This is a genomic window from Gordonia paraffinivorans, assembly GCF_900683595.1.
In the GTDB taxonomy this organism is placed as follows: Bacteria; Actinomycetota; Actinomycetes; order Mycobacteriales; family Mycobacteriaceae; genus Gordonia; species Gordonia paraffinivorans.
The window spans coordinates 154,139-176,044 of the sequence record NZ_CAACYD010000001.1 but is presented as its reverse complement, the minus strand read 5'-3'; the positions used below and the strand labels follow the sequence as shown (position 1 = coordinate 176,044).

Here is a 21,906-nt window from a genome sequence, read left to right as displayed (position 1 = left end):
ATAGCGTGGGGTGCGCGGATCGACGAGAGGACGCAATCGGATGCAGGATGACACTCGCGAGGCACTGCGAGACCAGGTCACCCGGCTGATGTCGTTCCTCCGCGATGTCGTCCGTTCCCGCTCGGGCGACGTCCGCGACATCGACGAGCACGTCGGCCATGTCTGGGTCGGTTCCTCCACCTCCGTCTCGGTGCGGTCGTCGGCGGTGCCCGGCCACGTCGTGATCGAGCTCGGGCCCGACGACCCGGCACACGCAGAGCTCTCCGGCCTCCTCGACGAGTTGGCCGAGAACCCGGAGACACTCGAGTTGGTCCTGGCCGACGCGCTGGTGACGGTCCACGACGACGCGGGCGGTGATACGACCGGCGAACCCCTGGTCCGCGAGCACCTCCTGACGCAGGCGCTGGTCGCCGACCGCGACGACTCGCGCGCCATCAGGCTCTCCCTGGCCGCGGGGTCGGTGCCGGTCCTACACGACACGCACCTGCTCGCCTCCGTCGACGGCATCGAACTGGCCGGTGCGGTCAAGACCCGGTCCCGGATCGCCGAGCAACCGTCGGTGGCGTCGAAGCAGGTCGCCGACCTGATCGGGGACTGGCTCGACGAGATCGACGTCGACCCCGACCGCGTGAGACTCGCGCTCGACATGCGTCCCGCCGTCGTGCTGCGGCGGCGCAGCGTCGAGAGCTCGGTCGCCTTCTACGACGCCATCCTCGACGACCTACGCGACGACGAGTCGCCCGTGCCCGTCGGGCCCGCGCAGCTCGTCCGTCCCATCGAGGCCCCCGAGCGGCTCGCCGCACTCGCCGAGCCCGGGATCCTCGAACCCGACCGACTCGTCTCCGACGCGCTGTTCCCGCTGCCGTCGAACGTCGAGCAGCGCGACGTGCTGGTGCGGCTCGGCAACGACATCGGCGTGGTCGTCGAGGGGCCGCCCGGCACGGGCAAGACCCACACCATCGCCAACGTGATGTCGGCGCTGCTCGCGAAGGGGCAGCGTGTCCTCGTCGTCAGCGAGAAGGCCCACGCCCTCCACGTGCTCCGCGACATGCTCCCACCCGAGTTGCGCGACCTCGCCGTGTCCATCGCCGACGTCTCCCGGGACCGATCGGACGCGATCGTCTCGGTCGTCGAGAACCTCGCCACGCGCAAGGCCTCGTTCTCCGAGGCCGTCGCCGACGCCGAGATCGCCGATCTCGAGGCACGACGCGAACATGCCCTCATGAGCCGCGATCGCACCCTGCGGGACCTGTGGGAGCTGCGGGCATCCGAGACCGAGGTCCACGAGTGGGTGGCCGGCGACTACCGCGGCACCCCTGCCGAGATCGTGCGTCAGGTCAAACGCGATGCGCCGCAGTACGATTGGATGCCGCCGGGACTCTCCGGTGCCGTGCCGCCGCTGGACTCCGCGGAGTTCGCCAGGCTCGTCGAACTGCTCGCGGTCACCGGCGGCGACACCCATCGCCTCGGTCAGCGCTTCCCCGACCTGTCCGAGTACCTACCGGAACCGGCCGAGATGGACGCGATCTGCGCACGCGTCGCCGCGCGGCCCCACGGCACGGGCACGTCCGGTGCCGAGTCTCTGCTGTCCGTGCTCGACGGCGTCGACAGCGGACGGCTCCTCGCGATCAAGCAGACCTGTGAGCAACTGGCCGCGGCCGCGGCCGAGGTGAGCTCTTTCCCAGCACCGATGGTCGACATGGCCGACCGCCTGCTCGCCGGACAGGCCACCCACCTGTGGTCGCGGGTCACCACGCTGTCCCCGGTGATCGCGGAGGCCGCCCGCCGCGACCGCGACCTGGGCGCCCACCGGGTCGTCGTCGAGGGCGAACGCCCCGGCGACGCCGCGATCTTCGACGCCGCGGCCGACCACCTCGCCGCCGGCGGGCAGTGGCGCGGCCGGTTCCGTCGTTCGCCGGAGCAGCGGGCGGTGGAGGAATCCGGGGTGCGGGCCACCGTCGACGGCCGGGAACCCGCCGACGAGCAGTCGCTGCGGCGCGTCGCCGACCACCTGTCCGTGGTCGAGGCCGTCGGACAGGCGCACCGGATCCTGGCCGACCTCCACGTCCCGTTCGACGCCTCCGGGTCGCGATCGGCCCAGGTCGATCACCTCGTGCAACTCGACGCCCAGCTCGCGTGGATCTCGCGGCTGGTCACCGGCCGCGACCGCCTGGTCCACCAGCTCGACGCGATCAGTCCGGGAGGACCGCGCCCGCGCAGCGTCGCCGAGATCGCCGCGGTCACCGAGCAGGCGCATGCGATCGCCGCCGCCAACGACGCGGTCCTCGCCGAGCAGGCGCTCTCCGATCACGCCTCCGCTCTGGCCTCGGAGCTCGAGAAGGGGCCCTCGCCGGAAGGCGACGCACTTCTGTCCGCGCTCGCCTCGGCGGATGCCGGGGCGATCCGGGAAGCGCGGCGCGCGTACAAGGAGGCACGCGAGACGGCGGCGGCGCAGACCGCACTCGACCTGCTCCAGATGCGCCTGCGCAGTCGCGCGCCCGAACTCGTGAAGCTGATGTGGGGCAGCCCCGACGACCCGGTGTGGGCCGACCGCGCCCGGGAGATGTCGGCCGCGTGGGCATGGCGATATGCCCACACCTGGATCACCGATCGCAGTGATCCCGAGTCGGAGAAGCGCATCCAGGCCGAACTCGACGCACTCGAGGTCGACATCGCGCAGCTGACCACCCGGCTGGCCTCCGCCCGTGCCTGGCGTGAGCTGCTCTCACGCACCACGACCGGCGAGATCCAGGCGCTGCAGTCCTATCGCGACCACATGATCAACCTGGGCAAGGGTTCGGGCAAGCACGCCAACCGGTTCCGCAAGGCCGCCCGAGAGGCGATGGCGGTGGCGCAGAACGCGATCCCGGCGTGGATCATGTCGATCAGCCAGGTCGCCGAGACACTGCCGCCGAAGCGGCACTCGTTCGACGTGGTCATCGTCGACGAGGCATCCCAGGCCGACATCACCAGTGCATTCCTGTTGTGGCTGGCCCCGCGGGTCATCGTCGTCGGCGACGACAAACAGTGCGCGCCCGTCGGCCTCGCCGGGACCACGCTCGACGAGGCGTTCGCCGAACTCGACGCGGCCCTGCCGGATGTCCCGGAATACCTCCGCGACGGACTCACCCCACGGTCGAGTCTGTTCTCATTGCTGCGCAGCCGGCTCGGCAACGTCGTGGCGTTGCGGGAGCATTTCCGGTCGATGCCGGAGATCATCGAGTTCTCCTCCCGGCAGTTCTACGCCAACTCGCCGCTGATCCCCGTGCGGCAGTACGGCTCCGACCGTCTCGATCCACTGCGCACCGTCGCGGTCGCCGGGACGGCCACCGGCAGCGGGGCCTCGCTCGTCAACGAGGCCGAGGTCGAGGCGATCGTCGGCGCGCTGCGCTCCTGCCTCGACGACTCAGCTTATGACGGAATGGATTTCGGGGTCATCGCCCTCGCCGGAAGCAAACAGGCCGAGGCGTTGGAGAAGGCGTTGCGGGCTGCGGTCGACGACGAGACGTGGCGTGCGCGCCGTATCCGCGTCGGCACGCCCCCCGACTTCCAGGGCGACGAGCGACGGGTCGTCTTCTTGTCGATGGTGGTCTCCGATCCGTCCGCGATCTCGGCGCTGACCCGGGCCGAGTCCCAGCGTCGTGTCAACGTGGCCGCGACGCGGGCGATGGACCAGCTGTGGCTGTTCCATTCGATCGCCCTCGAGGACCTGAGACCAGGCGACCTCCGGTACTCGCTGCTGTCCTACATGACCGCGCACGAGGGCCTGTCGGTGCCTCCGATGCCTGTCGACGTCCCCGACGACCGGCGGGTGGAACCGTTCGACAACCTTCTCGAGCAACGGGTGTTCAACCGCCTGGTCGCGCTCGGTCATCACGTCACCCCGAAGGTCACCGTCAACAACCGGGTCATCGATCTGGTGGTCCTCGGCGCCGACGCGCGGATGGCCGTCGAATGCGACGCGGACGCCTTCGCGGGGACCGGGCGCCAGGCGCGGTCCGATCTGGAGCGTGAACGCGAACTGCGCCGCTGCGGTTGGGAATTCGTACGCGTCCGGGAATCGGAGTTCGAACTGGATCCCGATCGGGTGATGGAGCAGGTGGCCGCGGCGCTCGAGGCACGCGGGTGCAAGCCGGGGTCGGTCACCGCGAACCCCAGGGCGCCTGCCGCGCCGGCGTGGACGCCCATCAACCTGACGGCAGGGGAGTGAACCCGTCCGCGTGAGCAGGTGACCTCGCCCGCTTGCCGAGGCGCCCGCACAGCGCGTCCGGCCCCGTTGCCGCGGGAACGTCTAGGTGTACTGACCCGACAGGTTGGGTACGCGGTCGGCGGGTGAGTTGCCTCGGAGTGCGGTGTGGCCGCGTTCGTGATTGTAGATGCGAAGGAACTCGGGGAAGGCCGCGACGCGTTCGGTTTCACTGAGGTAGGGACGGGCGTAGGCCCATTCCTCCTGCAGGGTCCGGTTGAATCGTTCGACCTTGCCGTTGGTTTGCGGCCGGTACGGTCTGGTCCGCTTGTGCTTGATCTTGTTGTCGTGCAACAAGTCCCGAAATATGCGGGACCGGTAACACGACCCGTTGTCGGTCATCACTCGCGCGGTGGTGACACCGATCGAGGCGAAGTGCGCCAACGCCCGAGTCATGAACGCGGTCGCGGTTTCCTTCTTCTCATCAGCGAGGATCTCGGAGTAGGCGTAGCGGGAGTGGTCGTCGACGGCGTGATGCAGATACGCGTACCCCAGGTTGGGGCGGCCAGCAACTTTGCGGGTTCGTCCAGGCTCGCGGTGGGCACTGGAGTTGCGGGTGCCCTGGGCGCGGCCGTGTACGCGATGTCCACCGCCGTCGGGGATTCTGCCGAGCTTTTTGATGTCGACGTGGATCAAGTCTCCGGGCGCTTGGTGTTCGTACCGGCGGACCTCGCGTCTGCGGGCACGTACCGGCGCCCCGGTTGCCGGGTCGATCCACGACAGTCGTAGGCAGCCGTAGCGGGTGAGGATGCGGTGCACCGTGGAGACGTTCAACCCCAGGTGGTATCCGATCCGGGCTGGCCCCCAGCGGCGGGAGACGCGTAACCCGACGACCCGGCGTTCCCGGCGCCGGCTGGTGCGATGCGGACACGATCGGGGCCGGCTGGACCGGTCGACCATTCCGGCCGGCCCGTGGTCGCGGTAGCGATCCGCCCATCGCTTGGCCGTGGTGACTGAGACGTTGAACCGGTCAGCTGCGCGGCGCAGTGGCCACCGGTCGTCCACAACACACCGAGCCAGACGCAACCGGCCAGTCGGGGACAGCGGTGAATTACGGTGGGACATGAAGACCTCCGGGTTGAGGAGCGGTTCTTAGACAGCTCCACACCTCACTCGGAGGTCTTCCCTATGTCACGTCGACTCGCCGAACTCTGTACCTAACGTTCCGGGTCAGTACAGCTAGCCGATGGCGCGGAGGAGTGCGGGCAACCCGACCGCGGCCGAGACCCGCAGGCTGTGAGTCGCGATCGAGGTGACCGCCGACTCCGCGGGATTGAACTCGATGACCGGAATGCCTTGCCGTGCGGCGCGTTCGGGTAGTGAAGCGGCGGGATAGACGATCCCGCTGGTGCCGACGACGAGCACGACCTCGGCCGCCCGGAACGCCTGGTCGGCTCGCTGCCAGTCGTCGGCGGGCAGTGCTTCGCCGAACCACACGACGCCCGGGCGGACCCGCCCGCCGCAGCGCGGGCACGTCGGCGGGGTGACCCGCGGCTCGATGTGCTCGGTGTCGGGATCGGCCGGCGTCGGGTGTGCCTCGGGTCCGTCGTACGGGGTTCCGCAGTCGGCGCATCGAGGCGCGAAGAGACTGCCGTGCAGATGGCTGACGACGTTGCTCCCGGCGCGTTCGTGTAGATCGTCGACGTTCTGCGTCACCACCATCACGGTGCGGGAGGACCCCAGTTCCGCCAGCGCCCGGTGTCCGGCGTTCGGCTCGGCGGTGAGGACCTCCCGGGCGCGCCAGCGGTACCAGCCCCATACGAGGGCGGGATCGCGCTCCCAGGCCTCCGGGGTGGCCAGTTCGGAGGGGTCGAAGGTCTCCCAGAGGCCGGTCTGGGCGTCGCGGAAGGTCGCGATGCCGCTGTCCGCTGACATCCCGGCGCCGCTGAACACGGTGATCCAGTCCGCATCGCGGACGAGGTCGGCGACGGCGGCGGGGATGATCTCGCCGACCTCGGCGTCGGGCGACCCGGGCCCCGGTGCGGGGCTCACCCGGCGGCCTCCAGCGAGGCCCGCAGGAGTTCGGCGGTCTCGTCCGGGTCGGGGTCGCGGCGCACGACGAAGCCCTTGGCGAAGCTGAGCTTGTCGCCGGCCCGCCGGGGGACGACGTGGAGGTGTGTGTGGAACACGGTCTGAAACGCCGCGCGTCCGTCGTTGAGGGCGATGTTGACGCCGTCGGCCGCCAGGGGACCTCGCTTCATCGCGGTCGCGAGACGTTGCCCCGCGCGGAAGAGGGCGGCGCCGCGGGCCGGATCGAGGTCGTCGAGCCCGGAGGAGTGGACCCGGGGGACGAGCAGCGTGTGCCCGCGGGTGACCGGTCGGATGTCGAGGAAACCCACGACCTCGTCGTCGGAGTAGACGATCCGCCCCGGAGCCGTGCCCTCGACGATGGCGCAGAAGATGCAACTGCTCATGGGCCGACTCTAGGGCACCGGGGTCGGGGCTCGAGGGTTCTACACATGGGTGTCGGGGTCGCGACACGGGACGTGTGCCGCATCACATAACGGTTTCATAACGGTCTGTCGGGCGGCCGTTCCGGGTGCGCCGCGCGCTGATCGACGGCGCCTGGCCTGGGGGTTTCGCGACCCTTCGGATGGCCGTTGACATGGTGTTTCAAGTTACCCGCGGGGTTACTGATCGGTATACCGACAGGTCACCCGGAAACATGAGGAATCCCTCACTTTCGTGTGTCATCATGGGGACACGTTCACGCCGACGACGACTCGTGACGACGGGTCGTTGTCGTGAATGTCCCTGCGGGACAAGCGTGTTCATCAACTGTGCGTTTCGTCCGAACCCGGACGGGCCGCCGTGGTCCGAGTGTCCGACGCCACCGGCGCCGTGGACGCATCCATCTCACCGATGAGACCCGCGGCGCTCCCGCCTGCCACCGACACTCCGCCGACCGCCGAAGACAGACCACCACAGAGGAGTACCCGTGACCGTCGACCAGTTCCGCACCGGCTCGCAAGGCGCAGCCAACGCCGAACGCCCGACCACCACGCTCATCGATCGGCTCACGCAGGGCGAGCCCTACGCGATCAGTTTCGGCGGACAGGGAGGCGCGTGGTTGCCCACGCTCGCCGAGCTGGTGGTCGACGCCGACCTCGAGCACCGGATCGCCAAGATCGTCGAGGCGGCCGAGCGACTCCTCGATCCCGTCGCCGACCAGCTGGTCGTCGCGCGCGGCGACGGCTTCCACCCGCTGGCCTGGGTGCATGCCCACGACGCCGGCGAAGAGGTCCCGTCCGAGACCGCACTCGCCGACTTCACGCTCTCCGGCCCCGGCGTGCTGCTGACGCAGCTCGCCGCCGTCGAGGCGCTCCGCAAGCAGGGCCTCGACACCGCCGCGGTGCCCCCGAGCGCCGTCGTCGGCCACTCCCAGGGCTCGCTGGCCATCGACGCCGTCGGGGCCGAGGGCAACGCCGTCGAGGGCGGACAGGGGCTCCTGCTCGCGATCGCCCACCTCATCGGCGCCGCCGGCTCGCTCGTCGCTCGTCGCCGCGGGCTCGGCGTGACCACCGACGGCACCCCGATGCTCGCCGTCGCGAACGTCGCGCCCAAGCGCATCGACGAGATCCTCGCCGAGTACCGGGCCGGCCTGAACGAGGGCGACCTCGCCACCGCGCCGGTGGTCTCGATCAAGAACAGCCGCAACGCCCTCGTGCTCTCCGGGGCTCCGCGCCACCTCGCCGGCTTCGCCGCCCTGTGCGAGCGCATCGCCGCCGACGAAGCCGACCGGCGCAAGCGCAAGCTGACCGGCGGTGCCCCGTTCTCCCCGAGGTTCGACCATCTCCAGGTCTCGGTCGCCTTCCACCACCCGGCGATGGCCGAGGCGGTCGAGCTCGTGGGCGAGTGGGCCGGCGAGTGCGGCATCGATCGCGAACTCGCCACCCGTCACGCGCAATCCATCCTGGTCGACCACGTCGACTGGGTCGCCGAGATCGACGAGGTCGTCGCCGGCGGCGCGAAGTGGATCCTCGACTTCGGTCCCGCCGACACCGCCACCCGCCTGACCGCCCCGCTCGTGCGCGGCCAGGGCGTGGGGCTGGTGCCGGCCGCGCTGCGCGTGGGCCAGCGCAACCTGTTCACCCCGGGCGGCGTCCCCGAGGTCGCCGCGCCGTGGTCGCAGTTCGCCCCCACACTCGTCGAACTGCCCGATGGCCGCACCGTCGTCGAGACCGCCTTCACCCGCCTCACCGGCCGTTCGCCGATGCTGTTGGCCGGTATGACCCCCACCACCGTGGACCCGGCGATCGTCGCCGCGGCGGCCAACGCCGGCCACTGGGCCGAGCTCGCCGGCGGCGGCCAGGTCACCGAGGAGATCTTCGCCCGCAACATCGCCACCCTCACCGACCTGCTCGAGCCCGGTCGCGAGGCGCAGTTCAACGCGCTGTTCCTCGACCCGTACCTGTGGAAGCTGCAGCTCGGCGGGAAGCGGCTGGTGCAGAAGGCGCGTGCGCAGGGCGCCCCGATCGACGGCGTGATCGTCTCGGCCGGCATCCCCGAGCTCGAGGACGCGGTGGCTCTGGTGGAGGAGTTCGTCGAGGCGGGTCTGCGCTTCGTCGCGTTCAAGCCGGGCACGGTCGAACAGATCCGGCAGGTCGTGCGGATCGCCGCCGAGGTCCCGCACCACCCGGTCATCGTCCAGATCGAGGGCGGCCGCGCCGGCGGCCACCACTCGTGGGAGGACCTCGACGACCTGCTGCTGGCCACCTACGCCGAGCTGCGCGCACGGCCGAACGTCGTGATCTGCGTCGGCGGCGGCATCGGCACCCCCGAACGCGCCAGCGAATACCTCACCGGCGTCTGGTCGACGGCGCACGACCACCCGGTGATGCCGCTGGACGGCATCCTCGTCGGCACCGCGGCGATGGCCACCAAGGAGGCCACCACCAACCCCGACGTCAAGAAGATGCTGGTGGAGACCGCGGGCATCGACGAGTGGATCGGCGCGGGCCACGCCACCGCCGGAATGGCCTCGGGCCGTTCGCAACTCGGCGCCGACATCCACGAGGTCGACAACGCCGCGTCGCGGTGCGGACGTCTGCTCGACGAGGTCGCCGGCGACGCCGAGGCCGTGGCCGCGCGCCGCGACGAGATCATCGCGGCGATGGCCGTCACCGCCAAGCCGTACTTCGGCGACGTCGAGACCATGACCTACCGCCAGTGGCTCGAGCGCTACGCGACCCTGGCCGTGGGCGACGCGCACGGCGACCACCTGCCGTGGGCCGACATCACCTGGCAGCAGCGGTTCGTCGAGATGCTGCAGCGCACCGAGGCCCGCATGCACCAGCAGGACTCCGGGCCCATCCCGACGATGTTCGCCGACATCTCGACCACCGACGACCCGCATGCCGCGATCGACGCGCTGGGCAGCGCCTACCCCGAGATCGACACCGACATCCTGCATCCGGCCGACGTCGCGTTCTTCTTCGAGCTCTGCCGCACGCCGGGCAAGCCCGTCAACTTCGTCCCGGTCATCGACAAGGACGTGCGCCGCTGGTGGCGCAGCGACTCGCTGTGGCAGGCACACGATCCGCGCTACAGCGCCGACGAGGTCTGCATCATCCCCGGCCCGGTGGCCGTCGCCGGCATCACCCGCGTCGACGAGCCGGTCGGCGAACTCCTCGACCGCTTCGAGGCCCGGGTCGTCACCGACCTGAAGACCGCGGGCGAGCGCCCGGTGCCCGTCGCCTCGCGTCATCGCGCGGGTCGCGTGGACGAGGTCGGCGCGTTGACCGCCGTCATCGAATCCGCCGACGTGAGCTGGGCCGGCCGCATCGTGCCGAACCCGATCGCGCTGCTCGGCGACGTCGACCGCTGGACCGCCGTCGCGCCGGAGCGTGCCGAGCACGCCCCCACCGGTGCCGTTCTCGAACAGACCGCGTCCGAGGGCGACTCCGTCCGCTTCGACCTCGTCGTCCCGATCTCCGGTGCGTCCGTGCGCATCCCGATCGTGGCCGGCGCGGGGGTCCGCGACGGCGGCGCGCCGATCGTCGGCCTCGACGACGCGTCGGCCGCTATGCGCGAGATCCTCACCGTCGCCGCCGGCGGGTCGCTGGCCGAGGTGACCGACGGCGTCGCGACCACCACCATCACCTGGCAGCCCGACTCGGTGGCCGATCACGCCTCGGTGACCGGGTTCTCGCTGCCGGCGCACCTGCGTCCCACGACCCCGACCGAGCCCTTCGGGTTCGCCGTCCCCGACACCCTGGTCGGAGCCTGCTGGCCGAGCGTGTTCAGCGTCATCGGCGCCGCCCGCACCGAAGCCGGAACCCCGGTCGTCGAGGGTCTGCTCGATCTGGTCCACCTCGATCACGCCATCCACGTGACCGGCGAGATCCCCACCGAGGCCACCGATCTGACCGTGACCGCGCGCACGGGCGCGGTCCACGACTCCGAGGTCGGCCGGGTCATCGAGGTCTCGGTCGAGATCGTCGGCGAGGCCGGGCCGGTCGCGACGCTCGAGGAGCGCTTCGCGATCCGCGGCCGCCTCGGCGATGCCGAACTGACCGCCCCGCTGCGGGCCGGCGGCGCGCTCGACGACGAGCGTTCGGCCACCCGCAAGCTGCTGCGCACCGCCACCATCACCGCGCCGAGCCGCATGAACGGCTTCGCCGTGGTCTCCGGCGACCGCAACCCGATCCACACCGATGCCTCGGCGGCGAAGCTGGCCGGTCTCGGCGACCCGATCGTGCACGGGATGTGGCTGTCGGCGGCGGCCCAGCAGGTCGTCACCGCGACCGATGCGAAGAACCCGATCCCGTCGCCGCGTCCGCTGGTCGGCTGGACCGCCCGCTACCTCGGCATGGTGCGCCTCGGCGACACCATCACCGTGCGCGTCGACCGCGTCGGCCTCGACAAGGGCCGCGAGGTCGTCGAGGTCAGCGCCAAGGTCGGCGACGACCTCGTCATGAGCGCCACCGGCCTGCTCGCCGCGCCGCGCACCGTCTACGCGTTCCCGGGCCAGGGCATCCAGACCAAGGGGATGGGGCTCGACGCCCGCTCGCGGTCCAAGGCCGCGCGCGACATCTGGGACCGGGCCGACAAGCACACCCGCAAGGCGCTGGGCTTCTCGATCCTCGCCGTCGTCCGCGACAACCCGACCAAGCTCGTCGCCAACGGCACCACCTACCAGCACCCGGACGGCGTGCTGTACCTGACGCAGTTCACCCAGGTGGCCATGGCCACCCTGGGTGTCGCGCAGATCGCCGAGCTCAAGGAGGCCGGCGGCTTCGTCGAGGGCGCGATCACCTGCGGCCACTCGGTCGGCGAGTACAACGCACTCGCCGCGTGCGCCGGAGTGCTCCCGCTCGAGGCCGTCCTCGAGGTCGTGTTCCAGCGCGGCGAGGCGATGCACCACCTGGTGCCGCGCGACGAGCAGGGCCGCAGCAACTACCGGATGGCGGCCATCCGCCCGAGCCAGTTCGGCCTGGCCGACGCCGAGGTCACCGACTTCGTGTCCGGTCTCGGCGAGCAGGTCGGCGAGTTCCTGGAGGTCGTCAACCTCAACCTCCTCGGGTCGCAGTACGCGATCGCCGGCACCGTCCGCGGGCTGAAGGCACTCGAGGCGGAGATCGACCGCCGCCGTGCCGAATTCGGCGGCAAGCGGGCGTTCATCCTCATCCCGGGCATCGACGTCCCGTTCCACTCGACCGTGCTGCGCGCGGGCGTGCCGGAGTTCCGACACAAGCTCGAGGACCTGCTGCCGCATGAGATCGACGCCGACGTCCTCGTCGGGCGCTACATCCCGAACCTGGTGCCGCGCCTGTTCAATCTCGGACGCGACTTCGTCGAGGAGATCGCGGCTCTGGTGCCGTCGGATCCGCTGAACGAGGTCCTCGCCGACTGGGACTCCTGGGCCGCCGAGCCCGCCCGGCTGGCGCGCGTGATCCTGATCGAGCTGCTGGCCTGGCAGTTCGCCAGCCCGGTGCGCTGGATCGAGACCCAGGACCTGCTGTTCAGCGGCCCGGAGCGCAACGGCCTGGGCGTGCAGCGCTTCGTCGAGATCGGCCTGAAGGGTGCACCGACGCTGGCCGGCCTGGCGACCAACACCCTCAAGCTCGACGACTACGCCTCGGCCACCACGGAGGTCGTCAACGTCGAACGCGACTCGGACGTGATCCTGGCCAAGGACGTCGGACACGAGCCCGAGGAGGACGAGATCGCCGCCCCGGCAGAGGAGTCCGCCCCCGCAGACGCCGCCGAAGCCGCGGCCCCGGCCCCGGCCGCCCCGGCACCCGCCGCGGCCGCACCCGCGGGCGGGCCCCGTCCCGATGACATCGCCTTCACCCCGTCGGACGCGGTGAAGTCCGTCATCGCGCTGTGGACCAAGATGCGCGTCGATCAGATCGGCTCCGCGGACACCATCGAGGCGCTGTGCGACGGCGTGTCCTCACGCCGCAACCAGCTGCTGCTCGACATCGGCGGCGAGCTCGGGCTCGGCGCCATCGACGGTGCCGCCGAGGCCGACATGGTCGCCCTGTCGACGACCGTGGAATCCCTTGCGCGCGGCTATCGCCCGCTCGGCGCGGTCCTCACCGACGCCGTCAGCGACCAGATCCGCAAGGTGCTCGGCCCGCTGGGCAAGCGCCAGAACTACATCACCGACCGGGTGAGCAACGTCTGGCAGCTCGGGCCGGGCTGGGGACTGCACACCACCGTCGCGCTCGCCCTCGGCACCCGTGAGGGCGCCTCGGTGCGCGGGGAGGCACTGGGCAACCTGCTCGACGGTCCGGTCGCCAACGCCGACGCACTCGACGCGCTCATCGACCGGGCGGTCACCGCGGTCGGCGCCCAGAAGGGCATCGCCGTGAGCAAGCCCGCCGGCGACACCGGCGCCGGCGCAACGGTCGACGCGGCCGCGCTGGGAGAGTTCACCGAGCAGATCACCGGACGTTCCGGCGCCCTGGCGTCGGCGGCGTACACCATCCTGGAGAAGCTGGGCCTGGCCGAGACCGCCGATCTCGCCGAGGTCGCCGGCGATCCGAACGCCGAGATCGCCGAGCTGGTGAGCGCCGAGCTGGGCGCCGACTGGGCCCGCACGGTCGCACCCGCCTTCGACTCCGCCAAGGTCGTGCTCGTCGACGACCGGTGGGCCACCGCCCGCGAGGACCTCGTCCGGCTCTGGCTGACCGACGCCCACGAGGTCGAGGACGACTTCGAGGAGATCGTCGCCCGCTTCGTCGGCGCCGGTGCCACCGTCGCCGACCACGCCACCTGGTGGCAGGGCAAGGCGCTGTCGTCCGGGAACGCCGTGCACGCACGCCTCTTCGAGGCCATCGCACGGGCCGCCGAGGACACCGGGAAGGGCGTCTACAGCGGCGAGATCGCCGTCGTCACCGGTGCCAGCAAGGGATCGATCGCCTCGGGCGTCGTCGCCGGCCTGCTCGCCGGAGGCGCCACGGTCATCGCGACGACCTCGCGGCTGGACTCCGAGCGGCTCGCGTTCTACAAGAAGCTCTACCGCGAGAACGCCCGCACCGGCGCCGCGCTGTGGATCGCCCCGGCCAACATGGCGTCCTACGCCGACGTCGACGACCTGGTCGCCTGGGTCGCGGGGGAGCAGACCGAGAACCTCGGCGGCACCACCGCGGTCGTCAAGCCGGCGATGAAGCCGACCATGCTCTTCCCGTTCGCCGCCCCGCGAGTGGCCGGCGACCTCACCGAGGCCGGTGCCCGCGCCGAGCTGGAGATGAAGGTCCTGCTGTGGTCGGTCGAGCGGCTCATCGCAGGCCTGGCCGACGCCCACTCCGACCACGACATCGCCGCACGCCTGCACGTCGTGCTGCCCGGCTCGCCCAACCGCGGCATGTTCGGCGGCGACGGCGCGTACGGCGAGAGCAAGGCGGCCCTCGACGCGCTGGTCCAGCGCTGGTCGGCCGAGGAGTCGTGGGGCTCGAAGACCACGCTGGCCCACGCCCTCATCGGCTGGGTCCGCGGCACCGGACTCATGGGCCACAACGACGGCATGGTCGAGGCGGTCGAGGCCGCGGGAGTGCGCACCTGGAGCACCGACGAGATGGCCGCGAACCTGCTGACGCTGTGCACCCCCGAGCAGCGTGCCGCCGCGGTCGACGCGCCGATTCTCGCCGACTTCACCGGCGGGCTCGACGCCTCCACCGACCTCAAGGCGCTCGCCGCGACCGCAGCCGCGGCCGCGGAGAAGGCCGAGGACGACGCCGAGACACCGGAGCAGGCCACCGTGGCCGCGCTCCCGGCCCCGGCTCGCGCCCCGCGCGCCCTGCGCCCGCAGTGGCCGTCGATCAGCGCGCGGCCCGAGGACCTGGTGGTCATCGTCGGAGCCGGCGAGCTCGGGCCGTACGGTTCGGCCCGCACCCGCTTCGAGATGGAGGTCGACGAGAAGCTCTCGGCCGCAGGCGTTCTCGAACTCGCGTGGAACACCGGCCTGATCCACTGGGATTCGGCCCCGAAGCCCGGCTGGTACGACACCGAGACCGGTGACCCGGTGCCGGAGAGCGAGATCGCCGAGCGGTACCACGACGAGGTCGTCGAGCGTTGCGGCATCCGCCGCTACGAGGACGACGGCGCGATGGTCGACAACACCTCGCCGCTGCTCACCTCGGTGTTCCTCGACGAGGACCTCACCTTCACGGTGAACTCCGAGGCCGAGGCGCGCGCCTTCGCGGCCGCGAACCCGGAGAAGACCCGGATCGCCCAGACCGCCGACGGCGACTGGCAGGTCACCCGCCTGGCGGGCACGGAGATCCGTGTGCCGCGCCGGTTCTCGCTCTCGCGCACCGTCGGCGGTCAGATCCCGACCGGCTTCGACCCGGTGCGCTGGGGCGTGAGCCCGGACATGGTCGAGTCGATCGACCGGGTCGCGCTGTGGAACCTCGTCGCCACCGTCGACGCGTTCCTGTCGTCGGGCTTCACCCCGAGCGAGCTGATGCGCTGGGTGCACCCGGGCCTGGTCGCCAACACGCAGGGCACTGGCATGGGCGGCATGGCCTCGATGCGGGACCTGTACATCAACACCCTGCTCGGCGAGGCCAACGCCAACGACATCCTGCAGGAGGCCCTGCCGAACATCGTTGCCGCACATGTCGTCCAGTCCTACGTCGGCTCCTACGGCGCGATGATCCACCCGGTCGCGGCCTGCGCCACGGCGGCGGTGTCGGTCGAGGAGGGCGTCGACAAGATCCGGCTCGGCAAGGCGCTGTTCGCGGTGGCCGGCGGGTTCGACGACCTCGGCATCGAGGGCATCGTCGGTTTCGGCGCGATGTCGGCGACCGCCGAGTCGGCGAAGATGTCCGAACGCGGAATCGACGACCGCCGGTTCTCGCGGGCCAACGACCGGCGTCGCGGCGGCTTCGTCGAATCGCAGGGCGGCGGAACGATTCTCCTCGCCCGCGGCGACGTGGCCGCGCAGATGGGCCTGCCGGTCCTCGGCGTGGTCGCGTGGGCGCAGAGTTTCGGCGACGGTGTGCACACCTCGATCCCGGCCCCGGGTCTCGGTGCCCTGGGCGCGGCGCGCGGTGCGCAGTCCTCGCCACTGGCCACCGCGCTCGCATCGCTCGGTGTGTCCGCCGACGACGTCGCCGTGGTCTCCAAGCACGACACCTCGACGAAGGCCAACGACCCCAACGAATCCGAGCTGCACGAGCGTCTCGCCGACGCCATCGGCCGCAGCAAGGGCGCGCCGTTGTTCGTCGTGTCGCAGAAGTCGCTCACCGGTCATGCCAAGGGCGGCGCCGCCGCCTTCCAGCTGATCGGACTGTGCCAGATGCTGCGCGACGGCGTCGTCCCGCCGAACCGGAGCCTCGACTGCGTCGACGACCAGATGCAGGAGTACCCGCATCTGGTGTGGCCGCGCGAGACCCTGCGGCTGGGGGAGCGGTTCCCGCTCAAGGCGGGCCTGCTCACCAGCCTCGGCTTCGGTCACGTGTCCGGGCTCATCGCGGTGGTGCATCCGGAGGCCTTCATCGCCTCCCTCGCCCCCGAGGAGCGCGAGTCCTACCGCACGCGCGCCGCGGAGCGGGAACGCCAGGGCCACCAGCGCTTCCTGCAGACGCTCTGCGGCGGCGAGCCGGCCTACCAGCGTCCGCCGAACCGCCGGTTCGACGAGTCGGTCGACGAGCACGACGCCGAGGCGGGCCTGCTGCTCGACCCGCGGGTCAGGTTGTCCGAGTCCGACGTCTACCGTCCGGCGGATGCCGTCGGCGCCGACGAGCGATCGTGACGGACGGCGACGGTACAGCGGAGATGAGCGTTCTCGGAGTCGGGATCGACATCGTGTCGATCCCGGAGTTCGCCGAGCAGCTCCGGCAGCCGGGTACGACGTTCGCCGACCGGTTCACGGTCGGCGAACGTCGGGACTCGGCGGCCGGGACCGGCGACGACGCACGGCATCTCGCCGCCCGCTGGGCGGCCAAGGAGGCCGTGATCAAGGCCTGGTCGGTGAGTCGCTTCTCCCGGTCGCCCCTGCTGCCGCAGATCCGGCACAGCGACATCGAGGTCGTCACCGACACCTGGGGGCGGCCCGCCGTCCGCGTGTCGGGCGAGGTCGGAGACCACCTGCGCGACACCGTGATCCATGTGTCGCTGACCCACGACGGCGACACCGCCGCCGCGGTGGCCATCCTCGAGGGCCATTAGGGCGGTCAGGTCCGGCTCGGGTCAGCTCGTGACCTGCGTCGACTCCTCGAGGAGCAGGTAGCCGGCGAGCATCCGCTTCAGCTCGGCGACGGTCTCCTCGTGGTCGTGACCGTCCTGCACCGAGAAGCTCAGCAGCGAGTACGCGGTGTGGACGAGCACCTGCGACATCATCTCGCGGCGCTCACGCTGGGAAGGCGTGAGCGGCGCGAGCATCCGCGCGACCTGCGCGGCGAGCACCCGCTCGTTCTCCGACGCGGTCGCCCGCGTGGCCGGCGTCGACTGGACCGCGAGCCACACCGCCCGCCGCGACGGGTCGGTGCGCCACAGCGCGGCGAGGTGATCGAGGAACTTCTCGAGCAGGCTCGGCCACTCCAGCGACGGCACCTCGTTGGCGAAGGCGGTGAGCTCCTCGCGGACGTCGACGGTGTCCTGCCGGTCGAGCTCGCAGACGATCACGTACTTGTTGGCGAAGTACTGGTAGAGGGTTCCGATCGGGACCTCGGCCCGCGCCGCGATCTCCTCACACGTCAACGACTCGAACCCGACCTCGACGAGCAACTCGCGCGCGGCGTTGAGCATCGCCTGGAACTTGCGCCTGCTGCGCTCCTGGGTGGGTCGCTTACGCGGGACCAGTGGTTCGGTCGACCCCGTCATGGTTCTCGCTCACCGACTCCGCGGGTCACACCGACAGATCGCGACGCAGCTTCGCGACGTGCCCGGTGGCACGGACGTTGTACTGCGCGAGGGCGATCTTGCCGTCCTCGTCGACCAGGAACGTCGAGCGGATGACGCCGGTGACGGTCTTGCCGTACATCTTCTTCTCGCCGAATGCGCCCCACTCGGCGAGGACCTTCTTCTCCGGATCGCTCAGGAGGGGGAAGTTGAGGCCCTCCTTCTCGATGAACTTCTGAAGTTTCGCGGGCTTGTCCGGCGAGATGCCGAGCACCGCGAGGCCGGCCTCGTTCAGCTCGGCGAGATTGTCGCGAAAATCACACGCCTGCTTGGTGCAGCCCGGGGTGGCGGCCGCCGGGTAGAAGTACACGATGACCTTCTGTCCCGCGTAGTCCGACAACGACACCGGATCGCCGTTCGCGTCGGGCAGGGTGAATGCGGGTGCGCGATCACCGACGGACAGACGCTTTGCCTCGGCGGGGGGAGTGACCTCTGACATGCAAGTCAGGCTAGTCCATGGGCACCTGACGGCACGTGAGGATGTCGTAGCATCGAGTCGCCGCCGTTCGGCGGCGATCTTGACAGTCAGTGGCGCAGGCGTGAGACCGCGTGCGCCTGCAGCGAGAAGCGCCGGAAGGATGCACAGTGGCCGGAGATACCGAACGTATCGAGCAGGAGATCGCGAAGGCCCGTGAGGACCTCGCCAACACGCTCGACGCGCTGGCCGAACGCGCGAATCCGCAGCGTCTCGCAGACGACGCGAAGTCGCGTGCCCTGGCCACCCTGCAGACCCCGGCGGTGAAGTACACGATCGCTGGCGTCGGAGCGCTCGTGCTCGTGCTGGTGGTCCGCAAGATCGTGAGCTGAGCCGGCTGCGGGCCGCGTCGGGGTCTCCCGCCCGGCCGAGTCGGGGGAGAGCATCGGAAAAATCCTCTCCGACCAGGTGATTTCACATCTGGCGAGAGTGTCATGTAATGTTCTTTCCCGTCGCCGGGAGGCAAGCCCGACAGCGACAAACGGCAAGCGCCATTAGCTCAATTGGCAGAGCAGCTGACTCTTAATCAGCGGGTTCGGGGTTCGAGTCCCTGATGGCGCACAGAGATTCACAAGACGCCTCGCAGGATTGCGGGGCGTCTTGTGTCATGTCGGCGGGTTTCCGGTCACCGATGACCGGACACGCAGACGATCGGATGACGCGCCCCGGTGTTCGTCGCGGATTCTCGTATACTGGAGCGTGATTCGGGGAGGCAACTGCCGACCAGGTCACAAGAGTTGGTCGACTCAGGCGGGAGAGAGATGGGTATCGGTCGTACTCGACGGATGCCGCTGATGATCAGTGGTGTTCTGCTCGCGGTCATCGCACTCGTGACGTCGTGCTCACATGAGGCGTCCTACAGCGACAACGTGACCAGCTCGAGCCTCTTCGACGACCTGCTCAAGCCCGACATCGAGATCTCCACCGAGGACGACACCGCCGACGGCGCCAAGCCGCTCGCGGACAACTCCGTCGGGGTCCTGCCGGGCGCGCCGATCACCGTCAAGACCACCGAGGGCACGCTCAAGCGCGTCCTGATCACGAAGGCAGACGGCACCCCGCTCAAGGGACGCTTCGCCGACGACGACACGGTCTGGACGAGCGCCGAGGCCCTCGGCTACAACCGCACCTACACGCTCGACGCCGAGGCCATCGGCATCGGCGGCACGGTGAACAAGCGGGTGAGCTTCACCACGAGCAGCCCCAACAACCTCACCCAGGCCTACCTCACGCCGAGCCCCGGCGAGACCGTCGGCATCGGCCAGCCGGTCGCGGTGAAGTTCGACGAGCCGATCCCGAACCGACGGGCCGCCCAGCGGGCGATCAAGGTCACCACCGACCCGCCGGTCGAGGGCGCCTTCTACTGGATCAGCGACAGCGAGGTGCGCTGGCGTCCCAAGGAGTTCTGGAAGCCTGGCACCAAGGTGAAGGTCTCCGTGAACACCTACGGCATCGACCTCGGCGACGGCCTCTACGGCCAGGAGAACGTCAGCACCCACTTCACCATCGGCCGCAAGATGGTCATCACCGCCGACGACAACACCAAGCAGGTGGTCTTCGAGCGTGACGGCAAGGTCATCAAGACCATGCCGACGTCGATGGGCAAGCCGGGCGACGAGACCGACAACGGCATCTACCTGGTCGCCGACAAGCACGACCACATCATCATGGACTCGTCGACCTACGGCGTGCCGACGAACTCGCCGAACGGGTACCGCACCCCGGTCGACTACGCGACCCGCATGTCCTACAGCGGCATCTTCTTCCACTCGGCCCCCTGGTCGATGTGGGCGCAGGGCAACACCAACACCAGCCACGGCTGCCTCAACCTGAGCCCGGAGAACGCGCTGTGGGTCATGAACAACACGCTGCGCGGTGACCCGGTCATCGTGAAGAACACCACGGGCGGCACGCTGTCTGGCACCGACGGACTCGGTGACTGGAACATCCCGTGGGAGCAGTGGCGCAAGGGCAACGCGGACCAGGCCTAGACACACAAGAGACGGTCGATTCTCTGTTCCGCCGGCACTCGCTGGCTCGCCGCGGCCGTCGTCGCCGGAACCGCACTGGGCGGGACCACCGCCGCCGCCCACGCGAGCCGAAGCCGCAGCGAGAGCTGCCGAGTTCCGGCTGCGAGGCCGACCTGCCGCCCGAGCGCAAGCCCATCCCCGGAAATCCGCTGGACCTGCTCCCGCGCCTCCCGGACCGGCTGTCCATCCCGCTGCCGTACCCGCGAATCCTGCCCGTGCCCGAGCCGGCACCGGAGAAGCCCGTGGTGCGCATCCCGTCGGAGCCGCCGCCGAAGGACCCGTGTTCGGACCCGTGCCCGGACATCACCGACCCGCCCAAGCCGAAGCCGGGTGCCGGCGGGCCCGCGCTGAGCCTCGAGTTCCCCAAGATCACCCTCGACCCGGCGCCCAAGAACATCCCGGTCCCGGTGCCCAACCCGAACCCGCCGCCGCTGCCGCCCCGTCCCGCGAAGGTGAACCCCGGCGTCGACGCGGGTCCGGTCGCGCCCAAACCGACCCCGCCGCGGGTCTCGGGACACGAGTGGGTCGGCACCGTGACGGGCCAGGGCTCGACGAGCCGCACCGACAAGCGCTGGCAGATCAACGGCACCGACCTGGGGATCATGTGGGAGGCCGAGCCGGACAAGGTCGCGATCGTCTTCGGCGACACCTTCGGCAAGGGCTTCCGTCCGCCCGGCGCCAACGGCCGTGACTGGCGCAGCAACGTGCTCGGGTTCTCGTCGGACAAGGACCTCTCCGACGGCCTGTTCATCGACACGATGATCCAGGACAGCCGCTGCCACGCGGCCGAACTGCTGAGCGCCCGGCGTATCGACCACTACGAGATCACCGTCATCCCGACCTCGGGCTTCGCGGTCGGCGACCGGCAGTACATGAGCTACATGTCGGTGCGGACGTGGGGAGAGATCCCGGGCCTGTGGCTGACCAACTACGGCGGCCTGGCCTACTCCGACGACGGCGGTTCGACGTGGGTCAAGGATCCGTACGCGCGTTGGGACAACATCTTCGGCGTCAGCCAGTTCCAGGTGTCGTCCATGGTCCCGAAGGGCGACCACGTGTACATGTTCGGCACGCCCAACGGGCGTATCGGCTCGGTGGGTGTCGCCCGCGTGCACCGCGACCACATCCTGAACAAGACCGCCTACCAGTACTGGCGTGACGGCAAGTGGGTTCCGGCGCGCGACGGCAACGCGGCGTCGGTGATCATCGGCGGCCCGGCCGGCGAGATCAACGTCCGCTACGACGAGTCGACCGACCGCTGGCAGATGACCTATCTCGACGCGTTCCGGGGCGCGATCGTCCTGCGCAAGGCCCGGGAGCCGCAGGGCCTGTGGTCGGAGCCGTCGGAGCTCGTCCACTCGTCGAAGTACGCCCAGCTGTACGGCGGGTTCATGCACCCGTGGTCGGCGGGTGAGGACCTGTACTTCACCCTGTCGACCTGGACCGACTACAACGTCTCGCTGATGCGGGCGCGCGTTCGCTGAGTCGCGTCCCCGCGCCGGTCGGTCTCATCTGACTTCGAACGTCCTCGGCGTAGCGCTGATCGGGCGGATTCTGCATCGCCGTCGCGGGCGCTGCCGTGGTGGACGAGATCGTCGAGTCGCATAGCGCTCGAGATCGTCTTTCCACCTCGGCGGAGCCGCCAGGCGAACGACCGCACACATTCCGCACCGGGGATCGGTGATCGACGCGAGCGGGATGGGGCGAGGTCCGCCTCGAACACACGGCGGTTCCCGGCGCGCACGAGGGTGCCCGGCCGTGAGAGGAGGGACGCTCAGTCCTTGGGGCCCGGGATTCCGAGG

At 70.3% G+C, this 21,906-nt stretch carries 11 protein-coding genes and 1 tRNA gene; 7 read left to right on the top strand and 5 right to left on the bottom strand.

Annotated elements, in window-relative coordinates; all coding sequences use genetic code 11:
* Window positions 1-40 precede the first annotated feature (40 nt).
* Window positions 41-4,210 carry a PDDEXK-like endonuclease domain-containing protein gene (locus E1P53_RS00580; protein ID WP_131733170.1) on the top strand — a complete coding sequence of 1,390 codons (4,170 nt, stop codon included), beginning with the start codon at window positions 41-43 and terminating at the stop codon, window positions 4,208-4,210.
* Between the two features lie 81 nt (window positions 4,211-4,291).
* On the opposite strand, the gene E1P53_RS00575 is transcribed toward E1P53_RS00580, so the two are convergent.
* The 3 genes from E1P53_RS00575 to E1P53_RS00565 all read right to left on the bottom strand — a co-directional run bounded on the left by E1P53_RS00575 (window position 4,292) and on the right by E1P53_RS00565 (window position 6,660).
* Window positions 4,292-5,311, bottom strand: coding sequence for an IS481 family transposase (locus E1P53_RS00575; RefSeq protein WP_131733169.1), 1,020 nt, complete (start codon window positions 5,309-5,311; stop codon window positions 4,292-4,294).
* A gap of 114 nt (window positions 5,312-5,425) precedes the next feature.
* Complete coding sequence (locus tag E1P53_RS00570; RefSeq protein WP_280526242.1) at window positions 5,426-6,238, bottom strand: SIR2 family NAD-dependent protein deacylase; 813 nt, start codon at window positions 6,236-6,238, stop codon at window positions 5,426-5,428.
* A complete protein-coding gene (locus tag E1P53_RS00565) occupies window positions 6,235-6,660 on the bottom strand; it encodes an HIT family protein (RefSeq protein WP_131733168.1) in 426 nt (141 codons plus the stop codon). The genes E1P53_RS00570 and E1P53_RS00565 overlap by 4 nt, the downstream gene beginning before the upstream one ends.
* A gap of 524 nt (window positions 6,661-7,184) precedes the next feature.
* On the opposite strand from E1P53_RS00565, the gene E1P53_RS00560 reads away from it, so the two are divergent.
* Both E1P53_RS00560 and acpS read left to right on the top strand, forming a co-directional pair.
* On the top strand, window positions 7,185-16,451 hold the full coding sequence (locus tag E1P53_RS00560; protein WP_131733167.1) for a type I polyketide synthase: 9,267 nt from the start codon (window positions 7,185-7,187) through the stop codon (window positions 16,449-16,451).
* 23 nt (window positions 16,452-16,474) lie between these two features.
* Window positions 16,475-16,867 (top strand): holo-ACP synthase AcpS, encoded by a 393-nt coding sequence (gene acpS / locus E1P53_RS00555; protein WP_040526511.1) that lies wholly within the window; start codon window positions 16,475-16,477, stop codon window positions 16,865-16,867.
* Between the two features lie 21 nt (window positions 16,868-16,888).
* On the opposite strand, the gene E1P53_RS00550 is transcribed toward acpS, so the two are convergent.
* Window positions 16,889-17,521: a TetR/AcrR family transcriptional regulator gene (locus E1P53_RS00550; protein ID WP_109239289.1), complete on the bottom strand. Its 633-nt coding sequence runs from the start codon at window positions 17,519-17,521 to the stop codon at window positions 16,889-16,891.
* Window positions 17,522-17,546: 25 nt separating this feature from the next.
* Window positions 17,547-18,038, bottom strand: coding sequence for a thioredoxin-dependent thiol peroxidase (gene bcp, locus E1P53_RS00545; RefSeq protein WP_109239288.1), 492 nt, complete (start codon window positions 18,036-18,038; stop codon window positions 17,547-17,549).
* A 146-nt stretch (window positions 18,039-18,184) separates the two neighbouring features.
* Between bcp and E1P53_RS00540 the strand changes: the two genes are divergently transcribed.
* The 4 genes from E1P53_RS00540 (at window position 18,185) to E1P53_RS00525 (ending at window position 21,588) form a co-directional block, all read left to right on the top strand.
* On the top strand, window positions 18,185-18,406 hold the full coding sequence (locus E1P53_RS00540; protein ID WP_006899555.1) for a DUF3618 domain-containing protein: 222 nt from the start codon (window positions 18,185-18,187) through the stop codon (window positions 18,404-18,406).
* A gap of 156 nt (window positions 18,407-18,562) precedes the next feature.
* Window positions 18,563-18,635 (top strand) — tRNA-Lys (locus E1P53_RS00535).
* A gap of 224 nt (window positions 18,636-18,859) precedes the next feature.
* Window positions 18,860-20,065: a L,D-transpeptidase gene (locus E1P53_RS00530; protein WP_131733189.1), complete on the top strand. Its 1,206-nt coding sequence runs from the start codon at window positions 18,860-18,862 to the stop codon at window positions 20,063-20,065.
* Between the two features lie 254 nt (window positions 20,066-20,319).
* On the top strand, window positions 20,320-21,588 hold the full coding sequence (locus E1P53_RS00525; RefSeq protein WP_371830979.1) for a glycoside hydrolase family 183 protein: 1,269 nt from the start codon (window positions 20,320-20,322) through the stop codon (window positions 21,586-21,588).
* The last annotated feature ends 318 nt before the right edge of the window (window positions 21,589-21,906 follow it).